General features: G+C 65.9%; 17 protein-coding genes and 2 tRNA genes. 10 read left to right on the top strand and 9 right to left on the bottom strand.

What is annotated here, in order from left to right; all coding sequences use genetic code 11:
* Positions 1 to 24: 24 nt before the first annotated feature.
* From rsmG to rpmH, 6 genes are read right to left on the bottom strand one after another with little or no spacing between them, the layout of a single operon-like run.
* Positions 25 to 669, bottom strand: a complete 645-nt coding sequence (gene rsmG, locus MO1_RS12135; protein WP_255209266.1) for a 16S rRNA (guanine(527)-N(7))-methyltransferase RsmG — start codon at positions 667 to 669, stop codon at positions 25 to 27.
* Positions 662 to 1,165 carry a Jag family protein gene (locus MO1_RS12130; RefSeq protein ID WP_036311246.1) on the bottom strand — a complete coding sequence of 168 codons (504 nt, stop codon included), beginning with the start codon at positions 1,163 to 1,165 and terminating at the stop codon, positions 662 to 664. Before MO1_RS12130 ends, rsmG begins: the two co-directional genes overlap by 8 nt.
* A gap of 21 nt (positions 1,166 to 1,186) precedes the next feature.
* The gene (gene yidC / locus MO1_RS12125) at positions 1,187 to 2,281 is read right to left on the bottom strand and encodes a membrane protein insertase YidC (protein ID WP_036311244.1); all 1,095 of its coding nucleotides are present in this window, start codon (positions 2,279 to 2,281) and stop codon (positions 1,187 to 1,189) included.
* Positions 2,282 to 2,287: 6 nt separating this feature from the next.
* The gene (yidD, locus tag MO1_RS12120) at positions 2,288 to 2,599 is read right to left on the bottom strand and encodes a membrane protein insertion efficiency factor YidD (protein ID WP_036311241.1); all 312 of its coding nucleotides are present in this window, start codon (positions 2,597 to 2,599) and stop codon (positions 2,288 to 2,290) included.
* A 41-nt stretch (positions 2,600 to 2,640) separates the two neighbouring features.
* The gene (rnpA, locus tag MO1_RS12115; RefSeq protein WP_076708857.1) at positions 2,641 to 2,979 is read right to left on the bottom strand and encodes a ribonuclease P protein component; all 339 of its coding nucleotides are present in this window, start codon (positions 2,977 to 2,979) and stop codon (positions 2,641 to 2,643) included.
* A gap of 9 nt (positions 2,980 to 2,988) precedes the next feature.
* Complete coding sequence (gene rpmH, locus MO1_RS12110; RefSeq protein WP_026302947.1) at positions 2,989 to 3,126, bottom strand: 50S ribosomal protein L34; 138 nt, start codon at positions 3,124 to 3,126, stop codon at positions 2,989 to 2,991.
* 318 nt (positions 3,127 to 3,444) lie between these two features.
* Here rpmH and dnaA point away from each other — a divergent pair, with 318 nt between their 5' ends.
* The 7 genes from dnaA to MO1_RS12075 all read left to right on the top strand — a co-directional run bounded on the left by dnaA (position 3,445) and on the right by MO1_RS12075 (position 13,327).
* Positions 3,445 to 4,869, top strand: a complete 1,425-nt coding sequence (gene dnaA, locus MO1_RS12105; protein WP_036311236.1) for a chromosomal replication initiator protein DnaA — start codon at positions 3,445 to 3,447, stop codon at positions 4,867 to 4,869.
* Between the two features lie 430 nt (positions 4,870 to 5,299).
* Positions 5,300 to 6,442 (top strand): DNA polymerase III subunit beta, encoded by a 1,143-nt coding sequence (gene dnaN / locus MO1_RS12100; RefSeq protein ID WP_060916156.1) that lies wholly within the window; start codon positions 5,300 to 5,302, stop codon positions 6,440 to 6,442.
* A 54-nt stretch (positions 6,443 to 6,496) separates the two neighbouring features.
* Complete coding sequence (gene recF, locus MO1_RS12095; RefSeq protein ID WP_060916155.1) at positions 6,497 to 7,663, top strand: DNA replication/repair protein RecF; 1,167 nt, start codon at positions 6,497 to 6,499, stop codon at positions 7,661 to 7,663.
* Positions 7,650 to 8,144, top strand: coding sequence for a DciA family protein (locus MO1_RS12090; RefSeq protein ID WP_036311228.1), 495 nt, complete (start codon positions 7,650 to 7,652; stop codon positions 8,142 to 8,144). The genes recF and MO1_RS12090 overlap by 14 nt, the downstream gene beginning before the upstream one ends.
* Before the next feature lie 124 nt (positions 8,145 to 8,268).
* A complete protein-coding gene (gene gyrB / locus MO1_RS12085) occupies positions 8,269 to 10,311 on the top strand; it encodes a DNA topoisomerase (ATP-hydrolyzing) subunit B (RefSeq protein ID WP_036311696.1) in 2,043 nt (680 codons plus the stop codon).
* A 53-nt stretch (positions 10,312 to 10,364) separates the two neighbouring features.
* On the top strand, positions 10,365 to 12,923 hold the full coding sequence (gene gyrA / locus MO1_RS12080; RefSeq protein ID WP_036311226.1) for a DNA gyrase subunit A: 2,559 nt from the start codon (positions 10,365 to 10,367) through the stop codon (positions 12,921 to 12,923).
* Positions 12,920 to 13,327, top strand: a complete 408-nt coding sequence (locus MO1_RS12075) for a DUF3566 domain-containing protein (protein ID WP_036311224.1) — start codon at positions 12,920 to 12,922, stop codon at positions 13,325 to 13,327. The genes gyrA and MO1_RS12075 overlap by 4 nt, the downstream gene beginning before the upstream one ends.
* Positions 13,328 to 13,348: 21 nt before the next feature.
* On the opposite strand, the gene MO1_RS12070 is transcribed toward MO1_RS12075, so the two are convergent.
* A complete protein-coding gene (locus MO1_RS12070; protein WP_060916154.1) occupies positions 13,349 to 14,059 on the bottom strand; it encodes a VIT1/CCC1 transporter family protein in 711 nt (236 codons plus the stop codon).
* Between the two features lie 114 nt (positions 14,060 to 14,173).
* Here MO1_RS12070 and MO1_RS12065 point away from each other — a divergent pair.
* The 3 genes from MO1_RS12065 to MO1_RS12055 all read left to right on the top strand — a co-directional run bounded on the left by MO1_RS12065 (position 14,174) and on the right by MO1_RS12055 (position 15,111).
* Positions 14,174 to 14,247 (top strand) — tRNA-Ile (locus tag MO1_RS12065).
* Between the two features lie 14 nt (positions 14,248 to 14,261).
* Positions 14,262 to 14,334 (top strand) — tRNA-Ala (locus tag MO1_RS12060).
* 354 nt (positions 14,335 to 14,688) lie between these two features.
* Positions 14,689 to 15,111 carry an NUDIX hydrolase gene (locus tag MO1_RS12055; protein ID WP_060916153.1) on the top strand — a complete coding sequence of 141 codons (423 nt, stop codon included), beginning with the start codon at positions 14,689 to 14,691 and terminating at the stop codon, positions 15,109 to 15,111.
* Positions 15,112 to 15,148: 37 nt separating this feature from the next.
* Here MO1_RS12055 and MO1_RS12050 read toward each other — a convergent pair whose 3' ends face one another.
* A complete protein-coding gene (locus tag MO1_RS12050) occupies positions 15,149 to 15,643 on the bottom strand; it encodes an aminoacyl-tRNA deacylase (RefSeq protein ID WP_174520585.1) in 495 nt (164 codons plus the stop codon).
* On the bottom strand, positions 15,636 to 16,205 hold the full coding sequence (locus MO1_RS12045) for a hypothetical protein (protein WP_036311218.1): 570 nt from the start codon (positions 16,203 to 16,205) through the stop codon (positions 15,636 to 15,638). Before MO1_RS12045 ends, MO1_RS12050 begins: the two co-directional genes overlap by 8 nt.
* Positions 16,206 to 16,216: the final 11 nt, after the last annotated feature.

Here is a 16,216-nt window from a genome sequence, read left to right as displayed (position 1 = left end):
GTTTCACGTGAAACAGCGTCAGCGCTATCGAACGATCGCGCGAATCACGCGGGTTGGCTCGCCAATGACACCCTCGCCGACAGGTTCGACGCGAACCTTCGTCAATCGGAAGGTGCGGATGACCTTCTGGGCAGCCGTGATCTCGTTCGCGGCGTTCGCTCCCTTGAGAAGGACCAACTCACCGCCGTTGCGCACCAACGGCGCGGTGATCGGGATCAAGGTCCGGAACGCGCTGACGGCGCGAGCTGTCACGGCATCCAATACCGCTCCCTCGGCCCACTCCTCGCCGCGGGCACGCACGATCTCGACATTGTCGAGGCCGAGTTCGTCCGTCTGTTCCGTCAGCCACGCGACGCGACGTTCCATCGGCTCGATGAGCACCCACCGCACATCCGGCCGAGCAATGGCGAGCACCAGACCCGGCAGACCCGCACCCGATCCGATGTCGCCAACCCGGGACCCCGAGGTGAACAGAGGAGCCGCAACGGCGCTGTTCAGAACATGACGTGTCCAGATGCGGGGGAGCTCGAGTGGGCCGATGAGGCCCCGCTCCTCTCCCTGTGAGATCAGGGCGTCGGTGAAGCGACGGGCGAGATCGATCCGAGCGCCGAAGACGGATACCGCGGCAGCCGGTTCCGCCTCGGGTGTTTCACGTGAAACGTCAGCCACGTCGGAGAACCGTGTGGCGGTCCGCACCCTCACCGTACGACTCCGACACGAGGCCGTGCTCGGCCGCGATATCGTGGATGAGCTTGCGCTCGTAGCTGGACATCGGGGGGAGCGATGCCTGCGATGCGCCGTCGTCGAGGCGCTCGACTGCGCGCTCGACGAGCTTCTGCAGCTGGCCTCTTCGCGCGTCACGCGATCCACCGACGTCGAGGATCAGACGGGAGAAACGCCCCGTCTTGGTCTGAACCGCGATGCGCGTCAGCTCCTGCAGTGCCTGCACGGTATCCGGGTCGGCGAGCAGCGCAAGCGCAGCGGGCTGCTCATTCTCGACGGAGACGTACGCGCGGCCGGCGCGCACGTCGAGCGTGAGGTCGCCATCGATGTCGGCGATGTCGAGGATGCCCTCGACGAAATCCGCGGCGATGTCGCCTTCCTGCTCGAGCTCGTCGACCGTCGGCGTCGGGCGTGCGCTGGGGTTCTGTTCAGTCGTGGTCATGAGTGAATCCTTCGGTCCTCGTCAGGACGTTCCGTCCTGCTTGCCCTTCTGAGCCTGCTTCTTCGCGCGGTTCTTCCCCACGGGCTGCTGCCGTTTCGGGGCCTCAGCTTTGGCACGCTCGGCCTCTTCGAGCAGACGCTGCTGCTCGGCCTCGTACTTCGCCATCGGGATGACCTTGCCGCTGGAATCGAGCGCCTTGCCCTTCTTCGCCAGTCGCTCCTCGCGGGCCTTGGCCGCCTCGGAGCCGGGCGTGGGCAGATTCCGGATCACGATGAACTGCTGAACCATGGTCCAGATGTTCGACGTGAACCAGTACATGACGACGCCGAGCGGGAAGAAGACACCCGAGAAGATGAAGGCGAGCGGGAGGACGTAGAGCATGATGCGCTGCATCTGGTACGCCTGGCCGGTCTTGGCCTCGGGGGAGAGGTTCTTCGAGATGATCTGCAGCTGTGTGAAGAACTGCGACAGGATCATGAGGATCACGAGGATCACCAGGATCACGACTGTGGCGGTCTGATTCGTGTTGATCGCGTCGATCATGTTGACGTGCAGCGGTGCCACGCCGAAGAGTTCGGCGTTGTAGAACTCGCGAGTCAGGACCGGATTGAGCAGCCCGGTGCCGCCGACGCCCCATTCCGCGTGGCGTTTGACTTCACTGAGCGTGTAGAACATGCCGAGGAGGATCGGCATCTGCACGAGCAGGGGAAGACAGCTCGACAGCGGTGATGTGCCGTGCTTCTTGTACATCGCCATGGTCTCGCGGCTCATAGCCTCGCGAGAGAGCTGATCGCGCTTGCCGCGGTAGCGCTCCTGGATCTTGCGCATCTCGGGCGCCAGTTCCATCATCTTGCGCTGGCTCTTGATCTGCCGCACGAACAGCGGAATCAGGGCAGCGCGGACCACGATGACAAGTCCGACGATGGACAAAACCCAGGTCAGACCGGCATCCGGCTGCAGACCGATCGAAGTGAAGACCCAGTGCCAGAAGACCAGGATCGCCTCGACGACGAACTTGAACGGCCAGAGGATCGTGCTGAAGAAGTCCAGCCCTCCCGGACGAGGAGTCGTCGGGTTGGGGAGCGGCTCGAGAGTCGCGGCGGCGAAGAGATCCAACAAGGATCAGTCCTTTCTGCGGGGCACGACGAAGCCGTGCGAAGTCAGGTCGTGCCGGAAGTGCGTGTGTGCGGGGACATCGTCGATCCCGCCCGCTGCCCACGGGTGGCATCGAGCGAGACGGGCGGCCGCGAGGGCCGAACCCTTGATGACACCGTGCTGCTGCACTGCGCCGAGCGCATACGCCGAACACGAGGGATAGTACTTGCACACGTCGCCGTACACCTGGGAGATGGTGGCCCGATATCCGTGCAGGAGACCGATGGCGGCATTGCGGGGGAGAAGGGCGACCGCTGTCGGCAGTGACGCAGCATCCATCACGGCGTCTCCCCGTGTGTACGAGGGAAGCGGTGCGGAACTCATGCGGCGGCCTTCCGCTCGAGACAGCGGACGACTTCCGCACGCAGCGTCGCGAAATCAGCGGATGCCGCGGCCGGCAACGCGCGGATGACCACATCGGCCCCGGTGCGGACGTCCGGGAGGGCCTCGGCGCAGATGGCCTTCAGCCGGCGACGTACGGTGTTACGCACAACAGCGCCCCCCACTTGTTTGCTCACGATGAAGCCGAAGCGTGGGGGGCGCTGCTCAGACGTGCTGACCACATGGGTCACACTGTGCGCTGCGGCGCAACGAGAACCTCCGCGGACGACGGAACGGTAGTCCGCCCCGCGCGTGATTCGGTTCCCGCGCGCCAGCACCGTGTGGTGTCAGGCCGAGAGCTCGGTGCGCCCCTTGGCGCGGCGAGCCGAAAGGATGGCGCGGCCAGCGCGGGTGTGCATACGAGCACGGAAGCCGTGCTTCTTGGCGCGGCGGCGGTTGTTGGGCTGGAACGTGCGCTTGCTCATGAAGATCACTCCGGATGGGCGGGGTCACCCGAATGCTCGGACCGGGGACACAGGTACATGGGGGACTCGCACCGGAAGGCACAAGTCAACCGACCTAGGATACGTCGAGATCTCCGAGATCCCAAACTGAGACACCGACCGGCCATTATCCACCGGCCTCGGAACCGTGCTGGCGACGACACGCGGGCCGGTTCTACAGTGGGTTTTGCCTTGTGCAGCCCTGATGGCTAGCGTGATCCGGACACTTATCCACAGGTTGTGCACAGGCCCATACACACCCACGCCCGTACACACCATTGTCCACACCCCGGGAGGGTCATGTCCGAGCACGAACTTCCAGATGTCCCCGTCTGGAGCGCTGTGCTCGACGTGCTGGCCCAGGACGACCGGGTCACTCCGCAGCTGCACGGCTTCGTGAACCTGGCCGTCGCCCAGGGCGTGATGAGCGGGACCCTGTACCTCGACGTCCCGAACGACCTCACGGCAGGTCAGTTCAACAAGCGGCTCCGCGGTCCCATCATGGAAGCCCTCGCGCAGGTCGACGCCGAGCCCGCCGCGAGCACGTTCCGCGTCGTCGTCAACCCCGAACTCGGCGACGCCCACCTGACGGCGCCGGTCCCCGTGCAGTCCGCGCTGGCACCGACCTCGTCGGCGCCGACCCGACCGGGCGCCGACGACTACGCGGAGCAGGCGGCCCCGGCATCCCGCAACGACACCCGGCTGAACCCGAAGTACACGTTCGACAGCTTCGTCATCGGCCAGTCCAACCGGTTCGCGCACGCGGCAGCGGTGGCCGTCGCCGAAGCACCGGCCAAGGCCTACAACCCGCTCTTCATCTACGGCGACTCCGGCCTGGGCAAGACCCACCTTCTCCACGCCATCGGCGATTACGCGATCAACCTCTACACGGGCATCAAGGTCCGCTACGTCTCGAGTGAGGAGTTCACGAACGACTTCATCAACTCGATCGTGAACAACCGCGCGTCCGCCTTCCAAGCTCGGTACCGCGACGTCGACATCCTCCTCATCGACGACATTCAGTTCCTGCAGGGTCGCGCCGAGACGCAGGAAGCGTTCTTCCACACGTTCAACCAGCTGCACGACCACGACAAGCAGGTCGTGATCACGAGCGATGTGCCGCCTCGTCACCTGACCGGGTTCGAAGACCGGATGCGGAGCCGCTTCGAGTGGGGGCTCATCACCGACGTCCAGGCGCCCGACCTCGAGACGCGCATCGCGATCCTTCGGAAGAAGGCTCAGTCCGAGCGGCTGCAGGTTCCCGACGAGGTGCTGGAGTACATCGCCACGAAGGTGTCGAGCAATATCCGCGAACTCGAGGGCGCTCTCATCCGGGTGTCCGCCTTCGCGAGCCTGAACCGGTCGAATCTCGACATCTCGCTCGCGCAGACGGTCCTTCGCGACATCGTCGACCAGGACGACGCCAATGTGATCTCTCCGACGGACATCATCTCCGCCACAGCGCAGTATTTCCGGCTGACCGTCGACGACCTCTACGGATCCAGCCGCTCGCAGTCCGTCGCCACGGCACGACAGATCGCCATGTACCTCTGCCGTGAGCGCACGAGCCTGTCGCTGCCGAAGATCGGTCAACTCTTCGGCAATCGCGACCACACGACCGTCATGTACGCGTACAAGAAGATCAGCGAGCTCATGAAGGAACGTCGCTCGATCTATAACCAGGTCTCCGAGATCACGTCGCAATTGGGCCGTTCCGCACGCTGACGGCCGCACACGCCCGAGCCGTCGGGCGTACTTGACAGCCGTCCGGGCCCACCCTCACAATGCGGTTTCCCACAGTGTGGAAAGCCTGTGGATAACTGTGCGGCGATGGCCTCGAAATGTGAACGAATGACGACAACCTGTGGATGACGCTCTGAACCGCCGTTCCACGGGATCGACGTTGTCACGCGTGTTTCCGCAACCCGTGCACAAGTTACACGGATGTGGTTCCGGCTCCGCGACTGGGATCGGCCGACTTATCCACAGTTTCCACACCTGTTAACAAGAAGACAGAGAACTATCTAATGAGAAGCCGATCCGATCACACCCACGGGGTGCGGGCCGGCTCGAGCGATCGATCGGCTCTGCTTCCGGAGCCGCTCGTCGTGGGCACTAGCATGAGAGGGCCCATCTCGCCGTCAAGGGAGCATCAGTGAAGTTCCACGTCAACCGCGATGTATTCAGCGAAGCCGTGTCGTTCGTCGTGAAACTGCTCCCGCAGCGGAACCCGCAGCCGATCCTCGCCGGTGTCCTCATCGAAGCCGGGGACGAGGGTCTGTCCCTCGCCGCGTTCGACTACGAGGCATCCGCTCGTACGCGCATCGAAGCCACCGTCGACGAACCGGGCACGATCCTCGTCCACGGCCGGCTCCTCTCCGAGATCGCCAGCCGTCTGCCGAACGCACCGATCCAGATCACGCAGGACGCCGATGGCGAGATCGTGCTGACGTGCGGATCCGCGCGGTTCACCCTCGCTGCGATGCCGGTGGCCGAGTACCCGGCGATTCCTGAGGTCTCCGGCGATTCCGGCCTCGTTCCGGGCGACGACTTCTCGACGGCCATCGCACAGGTCGCCTTCGCGGCATCCCGCGATGACGTCACCCCCGTCCTCACCGGAGTTCAGCTCGAGGTCACCGGAAATGACCTGAGCCTCGTCGCCACCGACCGCTACCGCGTCGCGCTCCGTGAGATCAACTTCGACAGCGGCGCCGTCGCCCGCGAAGAATCCACCACTGCTCTGGTCCCCGCCCGCACCCTCACCGAGGTCGGCAAGACGTTCGCCCACTCCGGTGACATCCAGGTGTCGTTCTCGGGGTCGGGCGACCGCGAGATCATCGCGTTCACGGCGGGCAACAAGACGGTCACGTCGCTCCTGATCAAGGGGAACTTCCCCCCGGTCCGCCGCCTGTTCCCCGCGCAGACCGAGCACTACGCGGTGGTCAACACCGCCGAGCTCGCCGAAGCGGTCCGCCGCGTGTCGCTCGTGCTCGACCGGTCCGCCCCGCTGCGGTTCACCTTCTCGGACGAGGGCGTGTCGATGGATGCCGCCGGCACCGAGCAGGCTCGCGCCACCGAGTCGGTCGACGCGACGCTCGCCGGTGACGAGGTCACCCTCGGGCTCAACCCGCAGTACCTCCTCGAGGCGCTCGGAGCGGTGAAGAGCGAGTTCACGCGCGTGACGTTCACCTCGAGCGAGAACGCGAACAAGCTCAGCCCGGTTCTCATCACCCCGCAGACCTCGGGCACACCCGAGACCTTCAAGTACCTGCTGCAGCCGAACCTCCTGCTGCGCTGACCCCGGCGTCCGTCCACATCGAGGCGTGTCGGTGCCTCGAAGGAGGGTGATCTGGTGATCGTGGAGCATCTGAGTCTCGTCGACTTCCGCAACTATGCGGCGGCCGAGGTGAGTCTGGTCTCGGGACCGAACGTGTTCGTCGGGCGCAACGGCCAGGGGAAGACGAACCTCGCCGAGGCGATCGGCTACTTCGCGACTCTCGGCTCGCACCGTGTGTCGCAGGACGCTCCGATGGTCAGGTATGGAGCGGATGCCGCTTTCGTCCGCGCCCGCTTGGGCTACGGAGAGCGTCGCATCCAGCTCGAAGCGCAACTCAACCGCACCGGCTCGAATAAGGCCCGGGTCAACGGATCGCCCGTTCGCACGTCGGAACTCCCCCGCTACGCGCAGGTCGTGCTCTTCGCTCCCGAAGATCTGCAGATCGTCCGGGGCGACCCCTCCTCACGGCGACGATTCGCCGACCAGCTGCTCGTCCAGCGTGCGCCGCGGATGACAGGGGTGCTCGGCGACTACGACCGCGTGCTCAAGCAGCGGACCGCGCTCTTGAAGTCAGCGCGGGCCCGGGGCCTGAAAGCCGATCAGCTCACGACCCTCGACGTGTGGGACGACAAGCTCATCTCGCTCGGCACCGAGATCATCCTGGCGCGCCTCCGGTTGGCGGAGGATCTGGCTCAGCCCATGCGCGACGCATACGAGGCGATCGCCGGCGCGGATCACGACCCGCAGCTCGAGTGGCTGCTGACGGTCGACGGCGCCGATCCCGAAGACGATTCATCCGCCGTGGCCGAGACCGGTTCGTCCGTCGGAGCCGAGGCGATCTCGGCATCTTTTCGCGCCGGACTCACCGCCAAGCGCGCGCAGGAACTCGAGCGGGGCGTGACCCTCGTCGGTCCGCACCGCGATGATCTGCTGCTTCGGCTCCGTGGACTGCCGGTCAAGGGCTACGCATCGCACGGCGAATCGTGGTCGACCGCGCTGTCGCTCCGCCTGTCGTCGGCGCAGCTGCTCCGCGACCAGCTGCGCCTCGGCGACCCGATCGTCATCCTCGACGACGTGTTCGCCGAACTCGACGCCGAGCGCCGGGCTCGCCTGGCCGGCGTCGTCGCAGATTTCGAACAGGTCATCGTGACCGCTGCGGTCGAGGGCGATGTGCCCGAGGCACTGCGCGTGCGGACGGTGCGGGTCGAGGCGGGCGCGATCGTGACGGATGCCGATGTCTGACTCCGCCGGCATCCCCGAGACGGTCGCGACGTACATGCGACTGCGCGGACTCGAGCCTTCGGCCGCGAAGAAGCGCCGGAAGAAGCGCCGGAACGACGACGACGAGAACCAGCCGTTCACGGCTGGCCGCGATCCGAAGGGGATGGGCGACCTGCTCGCCGACCTCACCCGTCAGTCGGGGTGGGACGTCCAGCTGGCCAAAGAGGACCTCGTCCTCCAGTGGGCGCAGGTCGCCGGCGAGGAGACGGCGCGCCACGCGGATCCCGTCGCGCTCAGCGACGGCGTCCTGACGGTCCAGTGCGACTCGACCGCGTGGGCGAAGAATCTGCATCTGATGCGAGCGACGATCGTGACCGAGCTCATCCGACGCTTTCCCGAGGCGGGTGTCGAATCCGTCCGTTTTGTGGGACCGGACGTCCCCTCGTGGAAATGGGGCCCCAGAGCCGTTCCAGGGCGGGGCCCTCGCGATACCTACGGGTGAGGCACGTCCGGGACCCTCCGGGGAGCTTTCACGGGCTCACAGCGCCGTTCAGCCGCTATTGACGGCTCCTTTCCGATAGACTGGGAAGAAGGCCTGAACGATGGATGTGGAGCGCACGAAACCGATGACGTCAGAAACCCCCGACACCGTTCCCGAAGAACCCGAAACCCCCACCGAAGCCCGGATTCCCGCCGAATACGGCGCGTCTGAGATCCAGGTTCTCGAGGGTCTCGAAGCGGTTCGCAAGCGTCCCGGCATGTACATCGGCTCGACCGGTGAGCGCGGCCTCCACCACCTCGTCTACGAAATCGTCGACAATTCGGTCGATGAGGCCCTCGCGGGGTACTGCGACACGATCAATGTCACGATCCTCGCCGACGGCGGTCTCCGCGTCGTCGACAACGGTCGCGGCATCCCCGTCGACCCGCACTCGTCCGACCCGAGCAAGTCGACCGTCGAGGTCGTGCTCACGGTTCTCCATGCCGGCGGAAAGTTCGGCGGCGGCGGATACGCGGTCTCCGGCGGTCTCCATGGAGTCGGTTCGTCGGTCGTCAACGCGCTCTCGACGCGATTCGAGGTAGAGATCGCCCGCCAGGGCCACATCTGGCGCCAGACGTTCTCCGGCGGCGGTAAGCCCGAAGCACCGCTCGCCAAGGGCGAAGAGAGCGACAAGACGGGCACGACGATCACGTTCTGGCCGGACGGCACGATCTTCGAGGCCACCGACTTCGACTACAACACGCTCCGCACCCGCTTCCAGCAGACGGCGTTCCTCAACAAGGGTCTGCGCATCACCCTGACCGACGAGCGGGCCGAGGCCCTCGATGTGGTGGATCTGCCCGAGGGCGGCTCCGACACGGTGCAGCGTCACGACGACTTCCTCTATGAGCGCGGTCTCGTCGACTACGTCGAATACCTGAACAAGGTGCGCAAGGCCGAGGTCATCAACGAGGAGATCATCGAGATCGAATCCGAGGACACCGTCCGCCACATCTCCCTCGAGCTCGCGATGCAGTGGACCTCCGGGTACACGGAGAACGTCTTCACCTTCGCGAACACGATCAACACGCACGAGGGCGGTACCCACGAAGAGGGCTTCCGTGCGGCGATGACGATGTACATCAACCGCTACGCGAAGGAGAAGGGTCTTCTCAAGGAGAAGGACGAGAACCTCGCCGGTGAGGACATCCGCGAGGGTCTCACCGCCGTCATCTCCGTGAAGCTCGCCGAACCGCAGTTCGAGGGTCAGACCAAGACCAAGCTCGGCAACACCGAGGCCAAGGCGTTCGTGCAGAAGGTCGTCGGCGACCAGCTCATCGACTGGCTCGACCGTCACCCCGCACAGGCGAAGCTCATCATCACGAAGGCCATCGAGGCCGCGACGGCTCGCATGGCCGCCCGCAAGGCGCGCGAGACCGCACGTCGAAAGAGCGTCTTCGAGTCGGCATCCATGCCCGAGAAGCTCAAGGACTGCACGAGCAAGGACCCTTCGATCAGCGAGATCTTCCTCGTCGAGGGTGACTCCGCCGGCGGTTCGGCGGTGTCGGGTCGTGACCCGGAGCGCCAGGCGATCCTGTCGCTGCGCGGCAAGATCCTCAACGTCGAGAAGGCACGCCTCGACCGGGCGCTCGGCAACGCCGAGATCCAGGCGATGATCCAGGCCTTCGGCGCCGGCATCGGACCCGACTTCGACGTCTCGAAGGCTCGGTACCACAAGGTCGTCCTGATGGCCGATGCGGATGTCGACGGGCAGCACATCACGACGCTTCTGCTGACGCTGTTGTTCCGATACATGCGCGGACTCGTCGAAGCGGGGTTCGTCTACCTCGCGCAGCCGCCGCTCTACCGCCTCAAGTGGTCGAACGCGCCGCACGAGTACGTCTACAGCGACGCCGAGCGTGACGCGCTGATGCGCGATGGGCTGGCTGCGGGCCGCCGCATCCCGAAGGACAACGGCGTGCAGCGCTACAAGGGTCTCGGCGAGATGAACGCCAAGGAGCTGTGGGAGACGACGATGGACCCCGAGACGCGCACGCTGCGTCAGGTCACCATCGACGATGCCGCGGCGGCCGATGAGATCTTCTCCGTGCTCATGGGCGAGGACGTCGAGGCGCGACGCGGGTTCATCCAGCGCAACGCCAAGGACGTGCGGTTCCTGGACATCTGAGTCCACCCGCATCCCGCCCCAGCATTCCGACGACGAACGAAGACTGAGAGAACATGGCTGACGAAGAGCGTCCGGACCCGAACGCCGGCTACCAGCACGGCAACATCGACCAGGTCGACCTCCAGGTCGAGATGCAGCGGAGCTACCTCGACTACGCGATGAGCGTCATCGTGGGTCGCGCGCTCCCGCGGGTCGAAGACGGCCTGAAGCCCGTGCACCGTCGTGTCATCTACGGCATGTACGACGGCGGATACCGTCCCGACAAGAGCTACTCGAAGTGCGCCCGTGTCGTCGGCGAGGTCATGGGTCAGTACCACCCGCACGGCGACAGTGCGATCTACGACGCGCTCGTCCGCCTCGTGCAGCCGTGGTCGCTGCGCTACCCGCTCGCCGACGGCCAGGGCAACTTCGGCTCCCCCGGCAACATGGGCGCCGCAGCTCCCCGGTACACCGAGACCAAGATGGCGCAGCTCGCCCTCGAGATGGTCCGCGACATCGACGAGGACACCGTCGATTTCGAGGACAACTACGACGGTCGCACGCGCGAGCCCGTCGTCCTCCCCTCGCGGTTCCCGAACCTCCTCGTCAACGGCTCGGTGGGTATCGCGGTCGGTATGGCCACGAACATCCCGCCGCACAACCTCCGTGAGGTCGCGAACGGCGTGATGTGGGCTCTGGAGAATCCGGATGCCTCCCGTGAGGAGCTGCTCGAGGCACTTCTCGAGCGCATCCCCGGTCCCGACTTCCCCACCGGCGCGCAGATCCTCGGCACCAAGGGCATCCGCGAGGCGTACCGCACCGGTCGCGGCTCGATCACGATGCGCGCCGTCGTCAACGTCGAAGAGATCCAGAACCGCACCTGCCTGGTGATCACGGAGCTCCCCTACCAGGTGAACCCCGACAACGTCGCGGCGAAGATCACCGCACTCGTCCGCGAGGGCAAGCTCAACGGCATCGCCGACATCCGCGACGAGACGAGCGATCGCACCGGGCAGCGCCTGGTCATCGTCCTCAAGCGCGACGCCGTCGCGAAGGTCGTGCTGAACAACCTCTACAAGCACACCCAGCTGCAGGAGAACTTCGGCGCCAACATGCTGGCGATCGTCGACGGGGTGCCCCGCACACTCCCGATCGACGGATTCATCAGCTACTGGCTGACGCACCAGTTCGAGGTCATCGTCCGGCGCACGCAGTACCGTCTGCGCGAGGCCGAGAAGCGCATGCACATCCTGCGTGGATACCTGAAGGCGCTCGACGCGCTCGACGAGGTCATCGCGCTCATCCGCCGCTCGCCCACCGTCGACGAGGCCCGCGACGGCCTGAAGACGCTGCTCGAGATCGACGACGCCCAGGCCGACGCGATCCTCTCGATGCAGCTGCGTCGCCTCGCCGCCCTCGAGCGCCAGAAGATCGTCGAAGAGGCCACCGAGCTCGAACTCAAGATCGCCGACCTCAACGAGATCCTCGCGTCGCGTGATCGTCAGAGCACGATCATCGCCACCGAGCTGGGCGACATCGTCGCGAAGTTCGGCGACGAGCGTCGTACGCACATCCTGCACGGGTACGACGGCGACATGTCGATGGAAGACCTGATCCCCGAAGAGGAGATCGTCGTCACCGTCACTCGCAACGGATACGTCAAGCGCACCCGGAGCGACAACTACCGGTCGCAGCACCGCGGTGGCAAGGGCGTCAAGGGTGCGCAGTTGCGCGCCGACGATGTGGTCGAGCACTTCTTCGTCTCGACGACCCACCATTGGCTCCTGTTCTTCACGACCAAGGGCCGTGTGTACCGGGCGAAGGGGTACGAACTCCCCGAGGCCGGCCGCGACGCCAAGGGTCAGCACGTCGCGAACCTCTTGGCCCTGCAGCCGGGCGAGGACGTGGCGCAGATCCTCGATATCCGCGACTACACGACGGCCGAGTACCTGGTCCTCGCCACGCGTGACGGCAAGATCAAGAAGACCGCGCTCACCGAGTACGACACCAACCGCCAGGGCGGCATCATCGCGATCCGTCTGCGCGGTCAGGAGGAGGAGAACGGTGACGAGCTGGTCAGCGCGATGCTGGTCGACTCCACCGACGACCTCCTCCTCGTCTCCCGCCTCGGCATGTCGCTGCGCTTTACAGCGAACGACGACTCGCTGCGTCCGATGGGACGCTCGACCGAGGGAGTGAAGGGCATGTCGTTCCGCGACGGCGACAGCCTGCTGTCGGCATCCGTCGTCCGGGATGACAGCTTCGTCTTCGTGGTGACCGAGGGGGGCTTCGCGAAGCGGACCTCGGTCGACCAGTACCGTGTTCAGGGACGCGGTGGTCTGGGCATCAAGGTGGCCAAGTTGCACGACGATCGCGGCGAACTGGCGGGCGGTCTGATCGTCAACGCGGACGACGAGGTCCTGGTGGTCCTTGCCAGCGGCAAGGTGGTACGCTCGGCCGTTGCTGAGGTGCCCGCCAAGGGCCGCGACACGATGGGCGTGGTCTTCGCCCGGCCTGACGACGACGACCGGATCCTCGCCATCGCCCGTAACGGCGAACGGGGACTGGCTGAGAGTGCAGAGGCTGCGGAGGCCGCCGAGGCTCCCGAGACCACCGAAGAGAGTGACGCATGAGCTCCGTAGCCGACAAACTGGCCAAGAAGTCCTCGAGCCGGACGACCGCGAAGCAGGTCCGTCTCCGCCTGGTCTACCTCGACTTCTGGTCGGCCGTGAAGCTGTCGTTCCTCGCAGCGGTCGCCCTCGCGATCGTCACCGTCGTGTCGACGCTGCTGATCTACCTCGTGATCAGCTCGACGGGACTCATCGGACAGGTCGACCAGCTCCTGGGCGCCGTGAACGGGGAGAGCACCTTCACGCTCGCGTCGGTCATCAACCTCCCGCAGGTGATGGCGTTCGCCGCCGTGGTCGCGATCCTCAACCTCATCGTCGTGACCGTGCTGGGCGCCGTCATGGCTGGCATCTACAACCTCATGGTCAAGGTCACCGGCGGCCTGCTCGTCGGTTTCACCTCCAACTGAGTCGGATGCCGCGGCATCCGGTCACAAGACCGAGGTGCCGAGCAGCAATCCCAACGCCCAGGTGACGGCAAGGGCGAGTGCCCCACCGACCACGAGGCGCAGGACGGCGCGGCGTCGACCCGCGCCGCCGAGCCGGGCGGAGATCGTCCCGGTGAGCACGAGGGCGATGAGGACGGCGACGAAGGTCGTCGGCACGCGCCATTCGGCCGGCGGCAGGATGATCGCCAGGAACGGCAACAGCGCTCCGAGGGTGAACGAGATCGCAGATGACACCGCGGCCTGCCACGGGCTCGTCAGGTCGTCCTGGTCGATGCCGAGCTCTGCGGAGAGATGGGCGCCCAGCGCGTCGTGCGCGGTGAGCTCTTTCGCGACCGTGAGGGCGGTCTCCTCCGACAGCCCCTTCGCGCGGTAGAGCTCGGCGAGTTCGGCGAGCTCCTCTTCGGGCATCTCGGCGAGTTCGCGCTTCTCCTTCTCGATGAGGGCGCGCTCGGTGTCGCGCTGGCTGCTGACCGACACGTACTCGCCCAGCGCCATCGAGATCGCCCCACCGACGAGCGCGGCCGAGGATGCCGTGAGGATCGGGCCGAGGTCCGTCGTCGCTCCGGCGACACCCACCGCGACGGCGGCGACGGACACGATGCCGTCGTTCGCCCCGAGCACTCCCGCTCGTAGCCAATTCAGTCGCTGCCCGATGTTCGAGGCGTGCGGTTCGGTGTGGGTGGTCGCGCTCATGAGGCAAGTGAACCAGAACGAAAGGATGCCGCGGTTCTCCTCCCGTCTCGATTCGTCAAACGGCGCCATCGTCGGGTAAAGTCTTGGAGGTTGCAGGCGCAAGCCGGCAGCGACGGGGCTATAGCTCAGGCGGTTAGAGCGCTTCACTGATAATGAAGAGGTCCCAGGTTCAAGTCCTGGTAGCCCCACCGTCACCGCACCGGGGGCCTTAGCTCAGTTGGTAGAGCGCCTGCTTTGCAAGCAGGATGTCAGGAGTTCGAATCTCCTAGGCTCCACAGTCAGGAAGAACGCCGGATCCCAGAGGATCCGGCGTTCTCTTCGTCCACGAGGTCTCGGCGAGGGCTGCGGAGAGAGATTCAGCCTCTCGTGATCGTTTCGTTGCCCGATCTTGCGTGTTTCTTGCGGTTGGCTTGCGCTTTCGTTGTGCTGAGGGCGGAACGATATCTCTGTCGCCAACGGAGACGATCACCCGAAACTCGCCTCCCGCGATGAGCACCGGTTCCGCGAGGGCAGCGGAACCCTCTGGGGGCGTGCTCGCGACATTGGCCTGGGGCGCGCGGTTGGGGAACCCGCGTCCCAGGCAGTCTCCTCGCCCTCTCGCCGGGACGACCTCCCGCTAGGGTGAACCCGTGGATATCCGCGTCGCTGCGTATGCCGTCATCACCGACGGAGATCGCATTCTGCTCGCCCATTGGAACAGCCCCACCCGACCGGCGTGGACGATGCCCGGCGGCGGGCTCGACCCCGGAGAGGATCCGATGGATGCTGCGGTCCGGGAGGTCCTGGAAGAGACGGGGTTCCACGTGGAACTCGACGGCATCCTCGGCACGGACTCCCAGGTCATTGCTGCGAAGGACCGTATCCACGGTGTCGGACCGATCCAGGCACTCCGCATCATCTACCGGGCTCATGTCGTCGGCGGCGAACTCCGAAACGAAGAGGAGGGATCGACGGACGAGGCCGCGTGGTTCCGGATCGACGAGGTGGCGTCGTTGACGCGCGTGGGTCTCGTCGACACCTCGATGAGGATGGCGGGGCTCGCCACCGCGTGAGCTGACACCCTCACCCCGCCGCATCCTCGCGCGTGCGTCAGCGACGCTCCGGCATCGGCTGCGAGATGTCCGCCACGGTGGCGTCGTAGGAACGGATGAGAGCGTCGGCGTCGACGAACAGACTGAACCCGTGCGCGCCGGCACCCATGGCGATCCGCCGTCCGACGATCGACGCGTCGGCGTAGACAGGCCAATCGGTCGTGCTGCCGATCGGTGTGATCGTGCCCCGCTCGAATCCCGTCGCGGCGAGGGCGAGCTCCGGTTCGGGAAGTCGCAGCTTGTTGACCCCCACGACAGCGCGCAGTTTCGGCCACGAGATCGCCCGGTCCCCCGGGATCAGCGCGAAGAGGTAGGTGTCGTCGCTGCGCTTCACGACGAGAGTCTTGACGATGTCGGATGCCGCCAGCCCGAGCAGGGTCGCAGCCTCGTCGAGACTGGCCGCCGCCGGGCGGGCGACGAACTCCACCGGCAAAGACCGGGAGCGCGCCGCTTCCGCGACGCGCTCCGATGGTTCAGGCGTGGATTCAGGCATCCGGTGCGCGCAGCGGGTCGTCCGCCACCCACAGCTCATCGTCTGCCCGCAGCGTCTGCCACGCGGCATAGAGGACACCAGCGGTGGCGGCGACGCCGAAGATGATGGCGAGGACGCCGCCGGCGCCCAGCCCCTTCTTCTTCTGCGGAACCGACAGCTTCTTGGTCGCCTTCTTGCCGGCCTTGGCCGCGTTCTTGCGGAACGAGTCGGCATCGAACCCGCCGAGGCCCTTTCCGTGCGACAGGCGGTGCCGCTGGTCGTTCGCGACATCCCACACCGACATCGCGGTGCCGACGACGGCGCCTGCGGCGGGAACGACGGCGCCGTTCAGCACCTTGCGTCCCGTCTCGACGCCGCGGTCCACGTAGGGTGCGGCGTACTTCTCGTACGAGTGCTTCGCGGTCGGCACGATGTGGTCCTGGTTGTACTTGCCGAGCTGGCGACCCGCCTCGCGGGCGACGTCACCGGCCTGACCGACGAGGACCTGCTGTGACTCCCACAGGTTCGCGGCCTGCTTCTGCAGTTTGCGGAGTTCCTTCTTGGTCTTGCGGTTGAGGCTCACGGGGCCCTCCC

The sequence above is a fragment of the Microbacterium oleivorans NBRC 103075 genome (assembly GCF_001552475.1).
Lineage (GTDB): Bacteria > Actinomycetota > Actinomycetes > Actinomycetales > Microbacteriaceae > Microbacterium > Microbacterium oleivorans.
Note: the sequence above shows the minus strand (reverse complement) of the source record. Positions and strands in the feature narration are given on the sequence as shown.